Genomic DNA, 17692 nt, shown 5'->3' with positions numbered 1-17692 from the left:
ATTGGCATAACCTCTGTAGGAGCGAGGCTTGCCCGCGAAGGCGATTTCAATATCGTCACATGATGTTGGGTTTAACCCTTACCCTTGGTCCGAGTCATGTTCGGCCCGCCATTCTTCTCCAAATGCTCAATGATGATCCCCGCCACGTTCTTGCCTGTGGTGGTCTCGATCCCCTCCAGACCCGGCGACGAATTCACTTCCATTACCAGCGGCCCATGATTGGAGCGCAGGATATCCACGCCCGCCACCGTCAAACCCATGACCTTCGCTGCGCGCAAGGCGGTCATGCGTTCTTCCGGAGTGATTTTGATCAGGCTGGCGCTGCCGCCGCGATGCAGGTTGGAACGAAACTCGCCCGGCTTGGCCTGGCGCTTCATCGCGGCGATCACCTTGTCGCCCACCACGAAGCAGCGAATGTCGGCGCCGCCGGCTTCCTTGATGTACTCCTGCACCATGATGTTCTGCTTGAGGCCCATGAACGCTTCGATCACCGATTCCGCTGCGGTGGCGGTTTCGCACAGCACCACGCCGATGCCCTGGGTGCCTTCCAGCACCTTGATCACCAGCGGCGCGCCGTTGACCATCGCGATCAGGTCGGGAATGTCGTCGGGGGAGTGGGCGAACCCGGTGACCGGCAGGCCGATGCCGCGCCGTGACAGCAATTGCAGCGAACGCAGCTTGTCCCGCGAGCGGGCGATGGCCACCGATTCATTGAGAGGGAATACGCCCATCATTTCGAACTGGCGCAGCACGGCGCAGCCATAAAAGGTCACGGACGCACCGATCCGTGGAATCACCGCATCGAAGCCTTCCAGCGGTTTGCCGCGATAGTGGATCTGCGGCTTGTGGCTGGCGATGTTCATGTAGGCACGAAGGGTATCGACCACCACCATTTCATGGCCGCGTTCGGTTCCGGCTTCGACCAGGCGGCGGGTGGAATACAGACGCGGATTACGCGACAGCACAGCGATCTTCATGCAACACCTGTGGAAGAGGTAGATACCGGGAACACCGGCTTGTCTTGTACATATTTAATGCCCGGATTGACCACCAACTGGCCGTCGATCAGGGCTTTGGAGCCCAGTAGCAGGCGATAACGCATGGATTTGCGGCAGGCGAGCGTGAACTGAACCCGCCAGACCCGGTCACCGAGGGCCAGGGTGGTGCTGATCACGTATCGCACCTGTGCATGACCGTTGGAGCTTTTAATGGTTTTTTTCGTCACCAGCGGCGCTTCGCAGCGACGGTGACGCAGTTGCACCACCGTGCCCAGGTGCGCGGTAAAGCGCACCCACTGCTCGCCATCGCGGTCGAACACCTCGATGTCGGTGGCATGCAGGCTGGAGGTGCTGGCGCCGGTGTCGATTTTTGCCCGAAGGCCCGCGACTCCCAGATCCGGGAGCGCCACCCACTCGCGCAGACCGACAACGGTCAAATGATCAAATGTCTTCAAAATTGCTCAACCGGTAAAAAAACCTCGATGGTCACAGGCGACCGATTTCGCGGTATTCACGCAGAATAATGGTTAAAAGGCGACAGATATCTACGGCCCCGATTTCCTGTTTCCCAAGGAGGTTAGGAAATGTCGGCATTCTAATCCTGAGCCACGCAATTCTTGGTACGCCAGAACGGTAGTACAGTTCACCAATATTTCAGAACGAGGAAATCCCATGGCACAAAAAAGCGAAGAGGACGACAAAGTCCGCCTCGATAAATGGTTATGGGCGGCGCGTTTCTACAAGACCCGCGCCCTGGCCAAGGCCGCGATAGAAAGCGGCAAGGTGCATCACCGTGGCGAGCGCTGCAAACCGGGCAAAGAGCCGCGCATCGGCGATGAGTTCGAGATTCGCACCGGTTTCGATGAGCGCACCGTAGTGGTTCAGGCGCTGTCGATCGTGCGGCGCGGCGCGCCGGAAGCGCAGACACTTTATTCAGAGACCGAAGCCAGCATCGCCAAACGCGAAGCCGCAGCGGCTCAGCGCAAGGCCGGCGCCTTGGGTGTCACCACCGATGGCAAGCCGAACAAGAAGCAGCGGCGCGACTTGTTCAAGTTTCGCGGCAGCAGCAACGAGTAGTGACAATTTGGCCACTTCGTCCGGGTCCGACTTGCAATTGCCCGGGCGAGTAACCATATCGGGGGATTCCCCGACACCGTAGCGAGCCTGTTAAATGGCCGCTCGTCGAAAATTGCTACAGCATCCGACCCCATGGGCCATAAGTAGGGCCTACGGCGTCAGAGGCGTTGAACCCTTTTTTACCATTCAGATACCCAGACTTATGACCGACCTACCGGATACCGACTTCACTCAACGCTTCATCTTCGATGACAGCGACACCCGTGGCGAAATGGTTTCGCTGGAACTCAGCTACGCCGAAGTCCTGGCCAAACACGCCTATCCGGAACCGGTCGCGCAACTGCTGGGCGAACTGATGGCGGCCGCGGCGCTGCTGGTCGGCACCCTGAAGTTCGATGGCTTGCTGATTCTCCAGGCCCGTTCCGAAGGCCCGATCCCGCTGCTGATGATCGAGTGCTCCAGCGAGCGCGACATCCGTGGTCTGGCCCGTTATGAAGCAGACCGTATCTCGCCTGACGCGACCCTGTCCGACCTGATGCCCGATGGCTCGCTGACCTTGACCATCGACCCGCGTCAGGGCCAGCGCTACCAGGGCGTCGTTGATCTGGACGGCGACAACCTGTCCGAGTGCTTCACCAACTACTTCGTCATGTCCCAGCAGATCGGCACGCGTATCACGCTGTGCGCCGACGGCCGTCGTGCCCGCGGCATTTTGCTGCAGCAACTGCCTTCCGACCGCATCAAGGACGAAGAAGAACGCGCCGCCAACTGGCAGCATCTCAGCGCCCTGACCGGGACACTGACCGTCGATGAACTGCTGGGCCTGGACAACGAAACCGTGCTCCACCGCCTCTACCATGAAGAGCAGGTACGTCTGTTCGACGTGCAGAAACTGCGCTTCCGCTGCAGCTGCTCGCGCGAACGTTCGGCCAATGCCCTGGTCAGTCTGGGTCATGAAGACGCGCAGAATCTGGTGGTCGAACACGGTGGTCACATCGAGATCGACTGCCAGTTCTGTAACCAGCAATACCTGTTCGATGCCGCCGATGTCGCTCAATTGTTCGCCGGAGCGGGCATCGACACGCCGTCAGATACCCGTCACTAAAACGGTTCAGCGCAGGTAAATTCACTGGTTCGTGCCGGAATAACGCCGTTACGACGGGAGGGCCCTACTCTTTTTGGGCTTTTCTGGCATAATCCGGGCCACTTTTTTCGCGGTAGTAGTGCACGACTTTCTACTACAAAACGTTTGGAGCACACTCGGCCACTGGCCGACGGGGAAACTCATGACGCAAGCCAATAACGCCGTGTACACCGATCTGAGTGTTGATGATCTGGTTAAAGAAGCCCTGAATCGCGGTGAGGGCGAGCTTGCCGATACCGGCGCACTGGTTGTTCGTACCGGTCACCGTACCGGCCGTTCGCCAGTCGATCGTTTCATTGTTGAAGAGCCGACCACTCAGCAAGCCATTGCCTGGGGCCCGATCAACCGCAAGTTCCCGGCCGACAAGTTCGATGCCCTGTGGGCTCGCGTCGAAGCGTTCAACAACGCGCAAGAGCACTTCGTTTCCCACGTTCACGTAGGTGCTGCTCACGAGCACTACCTGGCTGTGAAGATGACCACCCAGACCGCCTGGCAGAACCTGTTCGGCCGTTGCCTGTTCATCAATCCAGAGCAGTACAACCCGGCTGGCCGTGAAGAGTGGCAGATCCTCAACGTTGCCAACTTCGAGTGCGTGCCTGAGCGTGACGGCACCAACTCCGATGGCTGCGTGATCCTCAACTTCGCACAGAAGAAAGTGCTGATCGCCGGCATGCGTTACGCCGGTGAAATGAAGAAAGCCATGTTCTCCGTGCAGAACTTCCTGCTGCCGGCTGCCGACGTGCTGCCAATGCACTGCGCCGCCAACATCGGCGAAGAGGGCGACGTGACCCTGTTCTTCGGTCTGTCCGGCACCGGCAAGACCACCCTGTCGGCCGACGAAAGCCGTTACCTGATCGGTGACGACGAGCACGGTTGGGGCGAAGGCGTTGTCTTCAACATGGAAGGCGGCTGCTACGCCAAGTGCATCGACCTGTCCGAGAAGAACGAGCCGGTCATCTGGAAAGCCATCAAGCACGGCGCGGTGCTGGAAAACGTCGTGATCGACGACGCCAAGCACGCCGACTACGCCGATGTCAGCCTGACCCAGAACAGCCGCGCGGCCTACCCGCTGGAGCACGTTGCCAAGCGTTCGGAAGCGAACCTGGGCGGCGAGCCGAACGCTGTGATCTTCCTGACCTGCGACCTGACCGGCGTACTGCCGCCAGTGTCGATCCTGAACAACGAGCAGGCGGCCTACCACTTCCTGTCCGGCTACACCGCGCTGGTCGGTTCGACCGAAATGGGCTCGGGCGGCGGCATCAAGTCGACCTTCTCCACCTGCTTCGGCGCACCGTTCTTCCCGCGTCCGGCTGGCGAATACGCTGAGCTGCTGATCAAGCGCATCAACGGCTTCGGCTCCAAGGTTTACCTGGTCAACACCGGCTGGACCGGCGGTGGCTACGGCGTCGGCAAGCGTTTCAACATCCCGACCACCCGTGGCGTGATCGCAGCGATCCAGAGCGGCGCTCTGATCGGTGCCGAGACCGAGCACCTGGACACCATCAACCTCGACGTGCCAAAAGCCGTTCCGGGCGTTGAGACTGGCCTGCTGAACCCACGCAACACCTGGGCTGACAAAGCCGCCTACGACGAAGCCGCCAAAGCACTGGCCGGCCTGTTCATCGAGAACTTCAAGAAGTTCGACGTGAGCGACGCGATCAAGGCTGCTGGTCCAAAGCTGTAAGTGTTGGTTTGAAGCCATGAAAAAGCCGCCCTTCGGGGCGGCTTTTTTGTGCGCGGCGTTTCAGGCTTTCAGGCTTTGAGGTGCAAAACGAACGCCCCGAGCAACACCAGCACGACGCCCATCACCTGCACTCTTTCCAGCCGCTCCTTGAAAAACAGATAGCCCAGGATCGCCGCGATCCCGCCCGACAGGGTGCTGATCACCGTGACCACCGAAACGGAGCCGGCCACCGCGCCCCAGGCAAATGCCGAAAAGCCGCCGAGGTTCATCAGGCTGGCGCCGGTCAGCGTCAGGCAGTTCTTCAGCGGCGGGATTTTCAGGCCGTCATCCATTTTGAGGACGATCGCCACCAGCACGATCAGGCCGATGAAGTAGGCAAGCCAGAGCATTGTCACAGGTCCCAGGGCGGGCAAAACAAAATGACCCTGCAGCCAGAAACTGGTGCCGTAGAACCCCGCTGCCAGCAGCGCATAGGCAATCGAGCTGGTCGCCTGCGTGGTGTGTGGCACCTTCGGATTGGCGTGAGCGCTGGAGAGGATCACACCGATCACACACAGCGCGATACAGGCCCATTGCAGCAGGCTGATCTGCTCGCCGCCGGCCCAGGACAGCAAGGTCGTCACCACACCGTAGGTGGTCACCAACGGCGCCACGATCGAGGCTTTACCCAGGGCAAAGGCTTTGGACAGCGACAACGCGCCGGACACGGTCAGCATCGCCGCGACCATCCCGAGCAACCAGGTTTCCAGCGGCGCCGCCATGGCGCGAAGAATGAAGACGGGGAAGACCATCAAGATCAGACTCATGATGGTGAAACCCAGCGCCTGACCGAAATAAACAGCCCGTTTGACCCCGACCGCCCGAGCGTTCACACCCACCAGGAAATCCGTCCCGCCCCACAGCACGGCGGCCAGCAACCCCATCAATACGTCCACACAATGTCCTTATCGTTTCGCAGGGGCGTTACAGGCCTTCCAGCACCTCGGTGTCCCAGCGTTTAGCCTTGATCGCCCGGTAGAGCATGCCGATGGTCAAAGCCACCTTCTCGCCACGACCCTTGGCCTTGCGCTTCAAATACACATCGTAGCCGTCGGGCTGGAAATAGCGATAGCTGTCGTAATCCACGAAATCGATGGTGAAGTGGTCTTCCAGGGTTTCGATCAGGTGTTGGGCATCGGCACCGTTGCAGCCCAGGTCGAGGTTGATCGAAGTGGAGAGCGTGATGGTTTTGCGCTCGGGCAGGCCGATTTCTTCGTGAAGGAGTTGGATGAGTTGGTGCAGGGTCGGGTCGTCGGGGAGGGTGGGGGAGAGGTTCATAGATGGATAATTCCCGTTGTGTATTAGCCAGCATCGCCTGTGAGGCTAATCGCTCGCCAGTCGAAATGCGGGCGCCATGTTCTCCTGCTCACGTCTCGACAGGCCAAGTGCCTCCGCCAATTTTGGCCATTGGCTGATAACTCCCCTGAAGCTATCGATGATGTGTTCTGCATCTGCACGACTGACTCGAAAATACTCCGCGACCTCGCGAGCCAGTTCCAGATCCAAGGCGTTGTCGGTATCGGTGATGTTCAGCTTCAGGCCATCGGCATGTGCCACCGGGTTCATGTCATAAGCGGCAGACAATCGCCATCCCCGGCCTGGGTCAAGGATAAATCCGTGGTTGCGCAAATGATCGTCAGTGTTGGAAACCAGAATATTGAAGACGATTCGAGACCATAACTCTCGAAGGTCGCTGTTGGTTTGCGAGCCGTGTTCCATCAGCACTTGCGCCAATTCAAGGTAGCTCGCACCGACTGAAGCATCGTCACCGTCGACTCGATCGGTCATGGTCATGGCTGAGGCAAAATGCAGTCGACCGCCCTGCGCGGTACGATCGAAACGCTTGACCATGAAGCAGTGATGATCGCTGGCATAACGTCGGGCCCGACCCTGCGCAACTCGCAGTCCACAGTGTTCGGCCAATGCATTCACCACCAATTCCCAGGCACCAACGTCGTAGTCATCACGGGTACTGGGAAATTTGGCAATCCACAAATGACCGTGCTCGTCCGCAACGCTGGCCTTTGGTCGGGCACCGCCGAGCGAGCCGCCCGGTGCGATCAGCATCCTCAGCCACTCGCGACCGTCGCGTGAGGTGTTGTCCGGATCGTTTTCCAAAGCGCGACTTGCCTGTTCCAGAGCTCGCAATTCGATGAAGGGGGGAGCGGCCACTCCATCGCGGTCATCGAGAAAGTTACCTTCGTCATTGAGCTTGTAGCGGATCGCTCCGACGCGGTAGCGGTCATGTACACCCAGCAGGAAATTTGATTCGTGAAGCTTGCTGCCTTTGGCAACCAAACCGTCACGGATATCTCGCTCCAGCCGTCGCTTCATCAGAAGTTGGCCCCACCGATCCGGGCTTGAGTCAGCGAGCACCCCAAATCGGCTTTGGTGATGGCCGGGAAACTGACGACCTTCATAGAAACCGATTCGCGGGTCCAGCTTTATGGAATTCAGCTCTGGATCTGCCAACGCGACCTTGTCGTATTCAAACTCGAAGACTTCGCCGCTGCGAGATTTATGGGTATGCAGAAAACCCAGGCGTCTGGGGCCATTCAATGATTCCCAGTCGGCATACACCGCAATCATTGTCATTTTTCACCTGCCGAGGGTTTGGCTTTTTTTGGGGCCAACAGATTGGATAGTGAGCGGGTGTTAAGGGGAAAGTCATCGGATGGGTCGGATGACGGAGCAGCACTTTCAATGACTCCAGATTCTTTTTCAGGGCGTGGAGAGGTCTTTTTTACCGCGCTTGTTCTGCTGACTCGCTGGCGTGTGGTTGAGGCTGTTTTTGTTATCAGCTGCGCGTCCTGCAGTTGCCGGCCCAACTCATCAGACGCTGCAAGCTTGTTCAGATCTTTCTCCAGCCCCAGAACCTGCATGACTGACAAATAGGCACCGATGGTCACCCCCGACCCGCCTGACTCGAGAGAGCGCAACGTTGTCAGCGACATGCCAGATCTCTCGGCGACTTGTTTGGCCGTGAGCTTTCGGCGCAATCGGGCGAGCTTCAGGCGCTCGCCCAGCTCGGAAAGCAGCCTGGATGTGGCGGGCAAGAGCGGAGCTGTTTTCTTGGCCATGTGCCAATATTCCTTCATTAATTCGCCTTAACTACCAGAATAATAGCACTTAGGGAAAGAGATACTCTCAGGTCAGGAATAATGGATCAGATAATTTTGGTTGAGTGGATAACTGCCATTATTCCAGCTGTTTTTTACCTAAACAGCCAAAATAATGGCATTTTAATCATTCGTTACGCGATGTCAGGCCGGCGCTTTCCAGCCGAGCATTTGCTGCTGGGCGACTTTGAGGAGGTCGCAGCCGTCCTGGGTCAGCAGGTAGAGGGCGTGGGTGATGTGGGGGATGTCTTCGAGGTCGCCTTCTTTGAAGCTTTGGCAGTGCAGGGTTTTCAGGAGCTGGCTGGAGGCTCGGATGCGCTGCAGGGCGGCTTCCATGATGTCTTGCGGGTTGGCTTGGGTGTCGATGACGAGCGGGAAGCTGTCTGTGAGGTTGGTGTAGAGGGGGCGGTAGCGTTCGTTGGTGAATGATGTCCACTTTTTCATGATGCTTACTCGTGTGTGTCAAAAGGATTTGCCTCCATCGTGACCAAACGATGGGAGACGACTGTGTTCAGGTTGGTCAACCGGTGACACACACAGAACCGGTATGCCCGAAGGCATCCCGAACACAGCCGCCATAAAGCGTACCGACACAAAAAAGCGTCGGCAGCATACAACGGGTGCATGTGTGTAGCTAACTCAGGTGACCAAACCTGATGCGCTGATTTTGCAGCGACGGCCGGACTATAGGATTTGGTGTCCGGTTGGCGATAGGCGATAAGGCGTCGTGTTTTGTAGGACCTTGCCGAAGAATTGGGAGGGCGATGCCTACAGGCTTTTCTGCTCTGTGGTGAGGTGTTTGGGGACCGCGTTATCGTTCTTCGCGGGCAAGCCTCGCTCCTACAAATTAACGTGTTTAGTCTGGGTTTTGGGCAGGCGCTGGCGGGCGGTGTCGAGGAGGTCGTTGCCGTCCTGGGTCAGCAGGTACAGGGCGTTGACGATGTTGGGGATGTCGCGGGTGTCGGCTTTTTTGAAGCACAGGCAGTACAGGGTTTCGAGCAGGTCGCTGGCGGCGCGGATGCGTTGGCGGGCGGCGTCGAGGATTTCGATGGGATCGGTTTCGGTGTCGATGACCAGCACGGGCGTTTTGCTGTAGCGGCTGGAAAGGGGGCGATAGCGGGTGGTGAGCGGATCGGGCATGTTCATCGAGTCAGTCCTTTGGAAGGTCGGGCAGTCTTGCCGGCAGGCCGATGCACTGTCAGCCGCGAGCAAAACTATGCAGGGGCCGGTTCGCTGCGGCAATACAGGCGCAATCGACAGGATTCGTAGGGCCTTTTTCCGGTTTTGCGGAATGGCCCTACAGGTGAGCACGGTTATCCGCAGGGGAGGCCCGATGGCTGAAAATTCCTGCGCACTTGTCAGGCGCGTCCCCAAAAACGTCTGAAGGGACGCGTCATGTGATGTAGGAGATTTCGAATGCGCCTCGCGACGTGACCTCGGTGAGGATGCCGTATCATCCGGTATCGTTTTTTGCCCCGACCTTTTCTCGACTCGCTGCCATCGCCGACTAGGCTTTGGGCTCCCCAGCGGTCAACGGAGTGACAGCTTATGCACAACACCCTGGAACAGGTTTTCGGTTATCCACAGTTTCGACCCGGCCAGGAAGCGGCCATCAGCGCGGTCTTGGCCGGGCGCTCGGCGGCGGCGATCTTCCCCACGGGCTCCGGCAAATCCCTGTGCTACCAGTTACCGGCGGTGATGCTGCCGCATTTGACGTTGGTGGTCTCACCGCTGTTGGCGCTGATGCAGGATCAGTTGGCGTTTCTGCAGCGCCACGGAATTAGCGCGGGCAGCATCGATTCTGCCCAAAGCCGCGACGACGCCAGTGATGTCATGGCGCGCGCCAAGTCCGGCGAATTGAAGATCCTGATGATTTCCGTGGAGCGCCTGAAGAACGAGCGCTTCCGCAACTTTCTGCAGCAGGTGCCGATCTCGTTGCTGGTGGTGGACGAAGCGCACTGCATCTCCGAATGGGGCCACAACTTCCGCCCGGACTACCTCAAGCTTCCGGACTACCAACGCCAGTGCAACATCCCGCAAGTCTTGCTGTTGACGGCCACTGCAACGCCTCAGGTGATCGCCGACATGCAGGCCAAATTCGCCATCGCGGCCCAGGACGTGGTGACCACCGGCTTCTATCGGTCGAACCTCAATCTGTGGGTGGAACCGGTGCGCGGCCAGGACAAGCGCAGACGCCTTGTCGAGTGGATGAGCCAGCGACCGGGCCAGCCGAGCATCGTCTACGTCACCCTGCAAAAAACCGCCGAACACATCGCCGAACATCTGCAGCGCAATAACATTCCGGCCGAGGCCTATCACGCGGGACTTCCCCACGAGCAACGGGAAACTCTGCAGAAGCGCTTCATGGACGGACAGTGCAATTGCATCGTCGCCACCATTGCCTTCGGCATGGGCATCGACAAGAGCGACATCCGCAACGTGGTGCATTTCGACCTGCCCAAATCCATCGAAAACTACAGTCAGGAAATCGGTCGCGCCGGGCGTGACGGTCAGCCCTCCGACTGCCTGGTGCTGGCCAACCGCGACAGTCTCAACGTGCTGGAAAATTTCGTCTACGGCGACACGCCGGAACTGGACGGCATCCGTCATGTGCTCGACGAATTGAAGGCCAGCGAGCCGCAAGGCCAGTGGGAGTTTTTGCTGGGGCCATTGGCGGACGACAGCAACATCCGCCAGCTGCCGCTCAAAACTTTGCTGGTGCAACTGGAACTGCGCGCAATCATCGCGCCGCGTTACGCCTATTACGCCGAGTACCGATTCAAATACCTCGAAGAGCCCGAGGCATTGCTGGCCCGTTTCGAAGGCGAGCGCAGGGATTTTGTCGAGGCGATCATTCAAACATCCAAGCGCGCAAGAACCTGGGCGACGGTGAGTTTTGAGGCGCTGTACGACCAGTATCACGCCGAGCGCGATCGGGTGGTCAAGGCGCTGGATTACTTCCAGGAGAAGGGCTGGGTCGAGCTTGAAAGCAAGCTGATGACCGAGGTCTACAGCCTGTTGAACAGTGGTTTCGACAGCGCGGCGTTGAGCGAGGAACTGCACGGGTATTTCACCCGGCATGAGCAGACCGAAGTCGCGCGGATTCATGCCATGCTCGATCTGTTCGCAACCGAGCGATGCCTTGGCTATCGACTGGCCGAGTATTTTGGCGACCACAATGCACCGCAGCATTGTGGGCATTGTTCGGTGTGTATCGGTCAGGTGGCCCGACTGCCCGAACCACCGGCGTTGCCGGCGCTTGTGGATAAAAACTTCGAGGCGTTGTGCGGGGATTTTATCCACAGGCATGAACAGCACACAGGGCTTCCACCGTCGGCTGAGCGGCTGACGCGATTCCTGTGCGGGATCAGCGTGCCTATGTTCACCAGGCTCAAGGCGCGGACGGTGACGGGGTACGCGGTGCTGGAAGATTACCCCTATGGCGAAGTAAGGTCGTGGGCTCAGTCGCACCTCTGAAGCCCCTCAGAAACCCTCGCAGGAACTCTCACAGGAACAAGCACCGATGCCCCAACGCTCCGAATACCCGCACTTGCAGCCCATCACCACCCGTTGGCACGACAATGATGCCTATGGGCACGTCAACAACGTCACGTACTACAGCTTCTTCGACACTGCTGTGAACACCTATCTGATCGAGGTCGGTGGCCTGGATATTCACGATGGTGAAGTGGTGGGGTTCGTGGTGAGTTCAGCCTGTGACTACTTTGCTTCCATCGCTTTCCCGGACCGGATCGAGATCGGCCTGCGGGTCGGCAAGCTGGGCAACAGCTCGGTGCAGTACGAGTTGGCGGTGTTCAAGCAAGGCGAAGACGAGGCCTGCGCGGCGGGGCGCTTCGTTCATGTGTTCGTCGATCGTGCGTCGAATCAGCCGGTGTCGATCCCGAGCGGCTTGCGTGGGGCGATGGAGCGTCTGGTGGTTTAGCAGAGGCAAAAAAAATCGCAGCCCTGAGGCTGCGATTTTTTAACTGTCGGCCAAGCCTGCGAGGTTAGTCGCGGTGGCGCCAGTGTTTGTGATGCTTGCGGTGACCATAGTGGTGGCCACGGTCATGACGATGGTCGTCACGGTAGCGACGGCCGCCACGACGATCATCATCGTCGTCATCGCTCTTGTTGCCCATGTAGTTACCCAGCGCGCCACCGGCGCCGCCGCCTGCCGCGGAGCCGATCAGGCTGCCGGTGGTGCCGCCCATGCTGCGGCCGACCACGTTACCGCCTGCTGCGCCCAACGCACCACCAATGGCGGCTTCGCCACGGCTGCGTTTGTCTGCGCCTACTGCACTACCACCCGCGCCGCCCAGGGCCGCGCCAATGGTGGAACCTGTATTGCCGCCAATCGATTGGCCGACGACCGAGCCTAAAACCCCGCCCAACGCGCCGCCCACACCTGCTTCGGTGGTGCCGCCAGCAGAGGCAATGCCACTGACCAGGCCAAGGGACAACAAGAGAATCGAGGAGAACTTCATGGAGGAACCTCAAGGGGATGACGGCGCGATCCTGAGGCTGTGTCATGGGTGTGACAATCGAAATCCGACGAGTAACACGACTTGAGCACATTTCTATAAGTTGCTGTTTTTTAGGTGGAACTTAATGATTTTTCGCCGGTCTTTTACTACTTCGGATTGGCCGTTTTTGTGAAAAAACGGCCTTTTTTGTGGGCGTTTGGACAGTGCGAAGATTTGTATTTAACGGTCTGACGCTTTCGCGGGCAAGCCTCGCTCCTACAGATAACAACATCGCAAATCTGTAGGAGCGAGGCTTGCCCGCGAAGAGGCCGGACCTGCTACCGCATCAAGCCGACTGCGCCAAAATCAACCCGGTCTCACTCGCCGCTTCCAACCGGATCGCCACGAACTTCGACGTCGGCGTATGGCTGCCATCCCCGACGCTTTCCAATGGCACCAGTGGATTCACCTCCGGGTAATAGGCCGCCGCCTGCCCGGCTGGAATGTCGAACGCCAGCAGCGTGAAACCCTTCACCCGACGCTCCACGCCATCGTCCCACAGCGACACGATGTCGGCCTTCTGCCCCGGCTTGAAGCCCAGGCGCATGATGTCGGCTTCGTTGACGAACAACACGTCGCGCTGGCCTTTCACCCCGCGATAGCGGTCATTGAGGCCGTAGATCGTGGTGTTGTACTGATCGTGCGAACGCATTGATTGCAGGATCAGGTCCGGCTGCTTGCCCGTGGCGCGGGTGCGCTCGTGGATCAAGTCCTTGGGCAGCGCGTTCGGACGGAAATTGGCCCGGCCCGACGCGGTGTTCCACTTGCGCGCACCGGCGGTGTTGCCCAGGTAGAAACCGCCCTTGTTCTTGATCTTCTCGTTGAAGTCCTTGAAGTTGGGAATGGTGTCGGCGATCAGGTCGCGGATGCGACGGTAGTCCGCCACCAGCCAGTTCCAGTCCACCGGATGGCTGCCCAGGGTCGCGGCGGCGATACCGGCCAAGATCGCAGGCTCCGAGCGCATCTGGTTCGACAGCGGCTGCAACTGGCCGTTGGAGGCGTGGACCATGCTGAACGAGTCTTCAACGGTCACCGCCTGTGGGCCTTCGGTCTGGATATCGATGTCGGTCCGGCCCAGGCACGGCAGGATCAGCGCGTCTTTACCGTGAGCCAGGTGGCTGCGGTTGAGCTTGGTACTGATCTGCACGGTCAGGTCGCAATTGCTCAGGGCCTGGAAGGTGCGCGGGCTGTCCGGGGTGGCCTGGGCGAAGTTGCCGCCCAGAGCGATGAACACTTTCGAGCGGCCTTCGGCCATGGCGTGGATCGCCTCGACCACGTTATGGCCGTTTTCACGAGGTACCTTGAACTGGAAGCGACGCTCCAGCGCATCGAGGAACGCCACCGGCGGACGCTCGTTGATGCCCATGGTGCGGTCGCCCTGCACGTTGCTGTGACCGCGCACCGGACACAGGCCCGCGCCCGGCTTGCCGATGTTGCCGCGCAGCAGCATCAGGTTGGCGATTTCCTGAATGGTCGCCACCGAATGGCGATGCTGAGTGATGCCCATCGCCCAGCACATGATGACGTTCTTGCCCTTGAGGTACATGCGCGCCGCTTGCTCGATCTCGACCAGCGGCAAGCCCGACTGCTCGACGATCTGCTCCCACGGGGTGTCGTCGATGACCGCCAGGTAGTCCAGCACATTGACGCTGTGCTCGTTGAGGAACACGTGATCGAACACGGCCGGCTCTCCCGCTTTCTGCGCATCGCGCTCCCATTGCAGCAGGAACTTGGCCATGCCGCGCATGATCGCCATGTCGCCGCCCAGCGCCGGGCGGAAGTACGCGGTGTTGGTCGGCTTGTCGCCGTTGGTGAGCATTTCGATCGGGTGCTGCGGATGCTGGAAGCGTTCCAGGCCGCGCTCCTTGAGCGGGTTGATGCACACCACCTGCGCGCCGCGTTTCACCGCTTCACGCAGCGGCTCGAGCATCCGCGGGTGGTTGGTGCCCGGGTTCTGGCCCCAGACGAAAATCGCATCGGCGTGTTCGAAGTCATCGAAAGTCACGGTGCCTTTGCCGACGCCCACGCTTTGCGACAGCGCAACACCGCTGGCCTCGTGGCACATGTTCGAGCAGTCGGGGAAGTTGTTGGTGCCGTAGGCGCGCACGAACAACTGATAGAGAAACGCCGCTTCGTTGCTGGCGCGTCCCGAGGTGTAGAACTCGGCCTGATCGGGGCTCGGCAGAGCGCGCAGATGCTTGGCGATCAGGGCAAAGGCGTCATCCCAGCTGATCGGCTGGTAGCGATCGGTTTCGGCGTTGTAGACCAACGGCTCGGTCAGACGGCCCTGGTATTCAAGCCAGTAATCGCTCTGCTCCAGCAACGAGGTGACGCTGTGTTTGGCGAAGAACTTGCCATCGACACGGCGCTTGGTCGCTTCCCAGTTCACCGCCTTGGCGCCGTTCTCGCAGAACGCCACCATGCCGCCTTCCAGCGAATCGCCCCAGGCGCAACCCGGGCAGTCGAAGCCGCCGTTCTTGTTGGTCTTGAGCATCATGCGCAGGTTTTTCAGCGCGTTATCGCTGGTCAACCAGGCCTGGGCCACGCTGATCAACGCGCCCCAGCCGCCGGCTGCGCCCTTGTAGGGTTTGTAACGAGGAACAGGGATCTGGTCGGCTTGACGGTGTTGACTCACGCTTGGTTCTCCCGCGCAGGGCTGTAGACCCGCGGCGCGTTTTTCTGGGGCAGATGGATAAGGTTGAGGTTGTGGCGACGGGCCCATTGCACGGCAAGGCCCGTGGGCGACGACAGGCTGACCAGGGTCTGGATGCCGGCGCGCAAGACTTTCTGGATAAGTTCGAGGCTGCACCGGCTGGTGACGATCGCCAGGCCGCCGGTGATCGGGATGTTGCGGCGAATCAGCCCGCCGATCAGCTTGTCCAGAGCGTTATGCCGGCCGATGTCTTCGCGACCGAGCAGCAACTCGCCCTGATCGTTCATGAACACCGCCGCATGCACCGCGCCGCTGTATTGGCCCAGCGGCTGGAAAGCGCTGATGCGCTGGCGCAGGCCGTCGAGCCATTGCGCCGGTGGCAATGGTGCGCCGGGCAGCACTTTGAGCTCCGGCAATGCCTGCTCGACCGCTTCCACGCCGCACAGCCCGCAGCCGCTGGTGCCGGCCATTTGTCGACGCTGCTGCTTGAGGTTCCAGAACGCGCGGTTGGCGATGGTCACCTGGGCGTATTGTGCGGAACCTGCGGGTGTCAGCTGCAGGTCATAAATGTCATTGGCGTCCTCGATGATGCCGCTGCCCAGGCTGAAGCCGACGATGAAGTCTTCGAGATCGGTCGGCGTCACCAGCATCACGGCCTGGTTGATGCCGTTGTAGGCAATCGACAACGCCACTTCCTCGGCCAGCGCGGTGCTGGTCGACTCGGAGTTTTCGAGATCGCTGTAGCTGTAGGTCTGGCTGGCGGCAGGCGCGGGCGTTTCCAGAGCGGGCGCCGGGCAGGAGGGGCGCTGGGTGTCCATGGCATCACCAAGGGTTTTGATCAGGTTTAAGACTAGGCGCGACAACATGTCACGTCTAATCGCTATTACTGATCTACCGATAGATGCCGTCGATCAAGCGCCCGCCAGCGATTGCTGATAGATCGCAAAACAGGCCTCCGCCAGCGCCGAACGTGGCGCGCTGCGGCGCATGATCAGCCCCAGCCGGCCGAGGGTCTGGGCATTTTCGATGGGCTGCAGGCGCAAGTCATCGGTCAGGCTTTCCAGGCCGCTGTCCAGCGGCATGATTGCGCAGCACAAGCCGCCGTGCACAGCTTGCAGCAACTGATGCACGGCATCGGTCTGCAACATTGGCTGGGGCGTCAGACCGCGGCTGTGAAAGTTGTGGTCGATGGACTGACGAAAGTGCATGCCGCTGGTGAGCATGCCCAGCGGCAGCTCAATCAACGACTCCCAGCTCAGCGGCGCTTCGCCGAAGTTGAAGAAGCGGTGATCGTAGAGCAGGCCCATGCGCGCTTCGCTGAAGGTCAGCGAGTCGAAGTGCTCGGCGTCCAGGCGCTCCAGATACGACACGCCGAGATCCAGACGGTTGTTCGCCAGTTGTTCGAGGATCTGCTCGGAACTGAGCGACGACAGTTCGAAACGCAGGTTCGGGTGTTCGGCGTGCAGGCGTTGCAACAGTGGCAGCGGATCGAAGCTCGACAGCGGCACCACGCCCAGACGCAGAGTGCCGACCAGATTGCCGCGACAGGCGGCCGCTTCGGCGTACAAGCCATCATAGGCCGCCAAAACCGTGCGCGCCCAGGCCAGCACCCGCTCGCCCGGGGCGGTGAAGCCTTCGAAGCGCTGGCCGCGATTGACCAGTGGCAGTTCGAGTTCTTCTTCGAGACTGCGCAGGCGCATGGACAGCGTCGGCTGGGTGATGTGGCAGCGCGCAGCGGCCTGGCCGAAGTGCCGGGTTTCGTCGAGAGCGATGAGGAATTTGAGTTGCTTGATGTCCATCTTCGCTCCTGGGGCCGGGAAAGTGCCGATTCTATCGCCTGGGGCCAAGTGGCGTCATTGGTCGGGTTGGATCCGTGTTCGGCGAGGGTGGTCTAGGCTTTTGCGTCTGGACAACTAACTTTCCAGGGAGAGCAAACGATGAGTCTTTTGAGCTTTGTGAAAGAGGCAGGCGAAAAACTGCTGGATTTGTTGACGCCCGGTAACGCCAATGCCAGTGAGCAGTTGAAAGATCACATCAGTAAGGTTGGCCTGGGTAATCCGAATGTACAGGCGACGGTGGATGGCGACAAAGTCACTGTGACCGGCGAGGTATCGAGTCAGGAGGAGAAAGAAAAGATTCTGCTGGCCGTGGGCAATATCGCCGGGGTCGGCAGTGTGGACGATCAGATTACCGTGACCGGGCCTGTCGTAACGGCCGCCGTGTTTGTCACTGTTGTGAAGGGCGACACCCTGAGCGCGATTTCCAAGCGTGTTTATGGCGATGCCAATCTGTACAACAAGATCTTTGAAGCCAACAAACCGATGTTGTCGCATCCGGACAAGATCTATCCGGGGCAGTCGTTGCGGATTCCTCCGAAGTAAGGCTTCAGACCGCGTGATGGCCTTCGCGGGCAAGCCTCGCTCCTACAGGTTTTGTGTCGATCACAAATTTGACC

18 protein-coding genes are annotated in these 17692 nt (G+C 59.7%); 6 read left to right on the top strand and 12 right to left on the bottom strand.

The features are described 5' to 3' along the window. Positions 1-71: 71 nt before the first annotated feature. Together rimK and rimB are read right to left on the bottom strand one after the other, a co-directional pair. Positions 72-977: a 30S ribosomal protein S6--L-glutamate ligase gene (gene rimK / locus ACW9JE_RS20200; RefSeq protein ID WP_175376484.1), complete on the bottom strand. Its 906-nt coding sequence runs from the start codon at positions 975-977 to the stop codon at positions 72-74. Next, positions 974-1453, bottom strand: a complete 480-nt coding sequence (rimB, locus tag ACW9JE_RS20195) for a retropepsin-like aspartic endopeptidase RimB (protein WP_457433731.1) — start codon at positions 1451-1453, stop codon at positions 974-976. The genes rimK and rimB overlap by 4 nt, the downstream gene beginning before the upstream one ends. A 217-nt stretch (positions 1454-1670) precedes the next feature. Between rimB and ACW9JE_RS20190 the strand changes: the two genes are divergently transcribed. The 3 genes from ACW9JE_RS20190 (at position 1671) to ACW9JE_RS20180 (ending at position 4903) form a co-directional block, all read left to right on the top strand. Next, a complete protein-coding gene (locus tag ACW9JE_RS20190) occupies positions 1671-2075 on the top strand; it encodes an RNA-binding S4 domain-containing protein (RefSeq protein WP_457433730.1) in 405 nt (134 codons plus the stop codon). 202 nt (positions 2076-2277) lie between these two features. Then, complete coding sequence (gene hslO / locus ACW9JE_RS20185; RefSeq protein WP_457433729.1) at positions 2278-3180, top strand: Hsp33 family molecular chaperone HslO; 903 nt, start codon at positions 2278-2280, stop codon at positions 3178-3180. 181 nt (positions 3181-3361) lie between these two features. Next, entirely contained in the window at positions 3362-4903 is a 1542-nt protein-coding gene (locus ACW9JE_RS20180) for a phosphoenolpyruvate carboxykinase (protein ID WP_457433728.1), read from the top strand. 68 nt (positions 4904-4971) lie between these two features. Here ACW9JE_RS20180 and ACW9JE_RS20175 read toward each other — a convergent pair whose 3' ends face one another. The 6 genes from ACW9JE_RS20175 to ACW9JE_RS20150 all read right to left on the bottom strand — a co-directional run bounded on the left by ACW9JE_RS20175 (position 4972) and on the right by ACW9JE_RS20150 (position 9207). Then, a complete protein-coding gene (locus tag ACW9JE_RS20175; RefSeq protein WP_457433732.1) occupies positions 4972-5826 on the bottom strand; it encodes an EamA family transporter in 855 nt (284 codons plus the stop codon). Between the two features lie 40 nt (positions 5827-5866). After that, positions 5867-6220, bottom strand: a complete 354-nt coding sequence (locus tag ACW9JE_RS20170) for a DUF1493 family protein (RefSeq protein WP_457433727.1) — start codon at positions 6218-6220, stop codon at positions 5867-5869. 45 nt (positions 6221-6265) lie between these two features. After that, a complete protein-coding gene (locus ACW9JE_RS20165; RefSeq protein WP_457433726.1) occupies positions 6266-7537 on the bottom strand; it encodes a type II toxin-antitoxin system HipA family toxin in 1272 nt (423 codons plus the stop codon). Beyond that, positions 7534-8022, bottom strand: coding sequence for a helix-turn-helix domain-containing protein (locus ACW9JE_RS20160; protein ID WP_224539115.1), 489 nt, complete (start codon positions 8020-8022; stop codon positions 7534-7536). The genes ACW9JE_RS20165 and ACW9JE_RS20160 overlap by 4 nt, the downstream gene beginning before the upstream one ends. A 183-nt stretch (positions 8023-8205) precedes the next feature. Further along, positions 8206-8505, bottom strand: a complete 300-nt coding sequence (locus ACW9JE_RS20155) for a hypothetical protein (RefSeq protein WP_224539114.1) — start codon at positions 8503-8505, stop codon at positions 8206-8208. A gap of 396 nt (positions 8506-8901) precedes the next feature. Beyond that, positions 8902-9207: a hypothetical protein gene (locus ACW9JE_RS20150; protein ID WP_224539112.1), complete on the bottom strand. Its 306-nt coding sequence runs from the start codon at positions 9205-9207 to the stop codon at positions 8902-8904. A gap of 402 nt (positions 9208-9609) precedes the next feature. Here ACW9JE_RS20150 and ACW9JE_RS20145 point away from each other — a divergent pair, with 402 nt between their 5' ends. Both ACW9JE_RS20145 and ACW9JE_RS20140 read left to right on the top strand, forming a co-directional pair. Next, positions 9610-11538, top strand: a complete 1929-nt coding sequence (locus tag ACW9JE_RS20145; RefSeq protein WP_457433725.1) for a RecQ family ATP-dependent DNA helicase — start codon at positions 9610-9612, stop codon at positions 11536-11538. Between the two features lie 46 nt (positions 11539-11584). Next, a complete protein-coding gene (locus tag ACW9JE_RS20140) occupies positions 11585-12004 on the top strand; it encodes an acyl-CoA thioesterase (RefSeq protein WP_224539108.1) in 420 nt (139 codons plus the stop codon). 64 nt (positions 12005-12068) lie between these two features. On the opposite strand, the gene ACW9JE_RS20135 is transcribed toward ACW9JE_RS20140, so the two are convergent. The 4 genes from ACW9JE_RS20135 to ACW9JE_RS20120 form a co-directional block, all read right to left on the bottom strand. Beyond that, positions 12069-12545: a glycine zipper domain-containing protein gene (locus ACW9JE_RS20135; RefSeq protein WP_224539105.1), complete on the bottom strand. Its 477-nt coding sequence runs from the start codon at positions 12543-12545 to the stop codon at positions 12069-12071. Positions 12546-12870: 325 nt separating this feature from the next. Further along, a complete protein-coding gene (locus ACW9JE_RS20130; RefSeq protein WP_224539103.1) occupies positions 12871-15219 on the bottom strand; it encodes an FdhF/YdeP family oxidoreductase in 2349 nt (782 codons plus the stop codon). Then, positions 15216-16055 (bottom strand): formate dehydrogenase accessory sulfurtransferase FdhD, encoded by an 840-nt coding sequence (gene fdhD / locus ACW9JE_RS20125; RefSeq protein ID WP_457433724.1) that lies wholly within the window; start codon positions 16053-16055, stop codon positions 15216-15218. The genes ACW9JE_RS20130 and fdhD overlap by 4 nt, the downstream gene beginning before the upstream one ends. A 93-nt stretch (positions 16056-16148) precedes the next feature. Continuing rightward, on the bottom strand, positions 16149-17036 hold the full coding sequence (locus ACW9JE_RS20120) for a LysR family transcriptional regulator (protein WP_224539100.1): 888 nt from the start codon (positions 17034-17036) through the stop codon (positions 16149-16151). Positions 17037-17174: 138 nt separating this feature from the next. On the opposite strand from ACW9JE_RS20120, the gene lysM reads away from it, so the two are divergent. Next, positions 17175-17618, top strand: coding sequence for a peptidoglycan-binding protein LysM (lysM, locus tag ACW9JE_RS20115; RefSeq protein WP_457433723.1), 444 nt, complete (start codon positions 17175-17177; stop codon positions 17616-17618). The last annotated feature ends 74 nt before the right edge of the window (positions 17619-17692 follow it).

Source organism: Pseudomonas sp. SDO55104_S430, from assembly GCF_054070595.1.
Note: the sequence above shows the minus strand (reverse complement) of the source record. Positions and strands in the feature narration are given on the sequence as shown.

What these genes read in the sequence shown, in the direction of transcription:
- rimK (WP_175376484.1), bottom strand. Translation starts at nt 977, where the DNA reads ATGAAGATCGCTGTGCTGTCGCGTAATCCGCGTCTGTATTCCACCCGC.
- ACW9JE_RS20190 (WP_457433730.1), top strand. Translation starts at nt 1,671, where the DNA reads ATGGCACAAAAAAGCGAAGAGGACGACAAAGTCCGCCTCGATAAATGG.
- hslO (WP_457433729.1), top strand. Translation starts at nt 2,278, where the DNA reads ATGACCGACCTACCGGATACCGACTTCACTCAACGCTTCATCTTCGAT.
- ACW9JE_RS20180 (WP_457433728.1), top strand. Translation starts at nt 3,362, where the DNA reads ATGACGCAAGCCAATAACGCCGTGTACACCGATCTGAGTGTTGATGAT.
- ACW9JE_RS20175 (WP_457433732.1), bottom strand. Translation starts at nt 5,826, where the DNA reads ATGGGGTTGCTGGCCGCCGTGCTGTGGGGCGGGACGGATTTCCTGGTG.
- ACW9JE_RS20170 (WP_457433727.1), bottom strand. Translation starts at nt 6,220, where the DNA reads ATGAACCTCTCCCCCACCCTCCCCGACGACCCGACCCTGCACCAACTC.
- ACW9JE_RS20165 (WP_457433726.1), bottom strand. Translation starts at nt 7,537, where the DNA reads ATGACAATGATTGCGGTGTATGCCGACTGGGAATCATTGAATGGCCCC.
- ACW9JE_RS20160 (WP_224539115.1), bottom strand. Translation starts at nt 8,022, where the DNA reads ATGGCCAAGAAAACAGCTCCGCTCTTGCCCGCCACATCCAGGCTGCTT.
- ACW9JE_RS20155 (WP_224539114.1), bottom strand. Translation starts at nt 8,505, where the DNA reads ATGAAAAAGTGGACATCATTCACCAACGAACGCTACCGCCCCCTCTAC.
- ACW9JE_RS20150 (WP_224539112.1), bottom strand. Translation starts at nt 9,207, where the DNA reads ATGAACATGCCCGATCCGCTCACCACCCGCTATCGCCCCCTTTCCAGC.
- ACW9JE_RS20145 (WP_457433725.1), top strand. Translation starts at nt 9,610, where the DNA reads ATGCACAACACCCTGGAACAGGTTTTCGGTTATCCACAGTTTCGACCC.
- ACW9JE_RS20140 (WP_224539108.1), top strand. Translation starts at nt 11,585, where the DNA reads ATGCCCCAACGCTCCGAATACCCGCACTTGCAGCCCATCACCACCCGT.
- ACW9JE_RS20135 (WP_224539105.1), bottom strand. Translation starts at nt 12,545, where the DNA reads ATGAAGTTCTCCTCGATTCTCTTGTTGTCCCTTGGCCTGGTCAGTGGC.
- fdhD (WP_457433724.1), bottom strand. Translation starts at nt 16,055, where the DNA reads ATGGACACCCAGCGCCCCTCCTGCCCGGCGCCCGCTCTGGAAACGCCC.
- ACW9JE_RS20120 (WP_224539100.1), bottom strand. Translation starts at nt 17,036, where the DNA reads ATGGACATCAAGCAACTCAAATTCCTCATCGCTCTCGACGAAACCCGG.
- lysM (WP_457433723.1), top strand. Translation starts at nt 17,175, where the DNA reads ATGAGTCTTTTGAGCTTTGTGAAAGAGGCAGGCGAAAAACTGCTGGAT.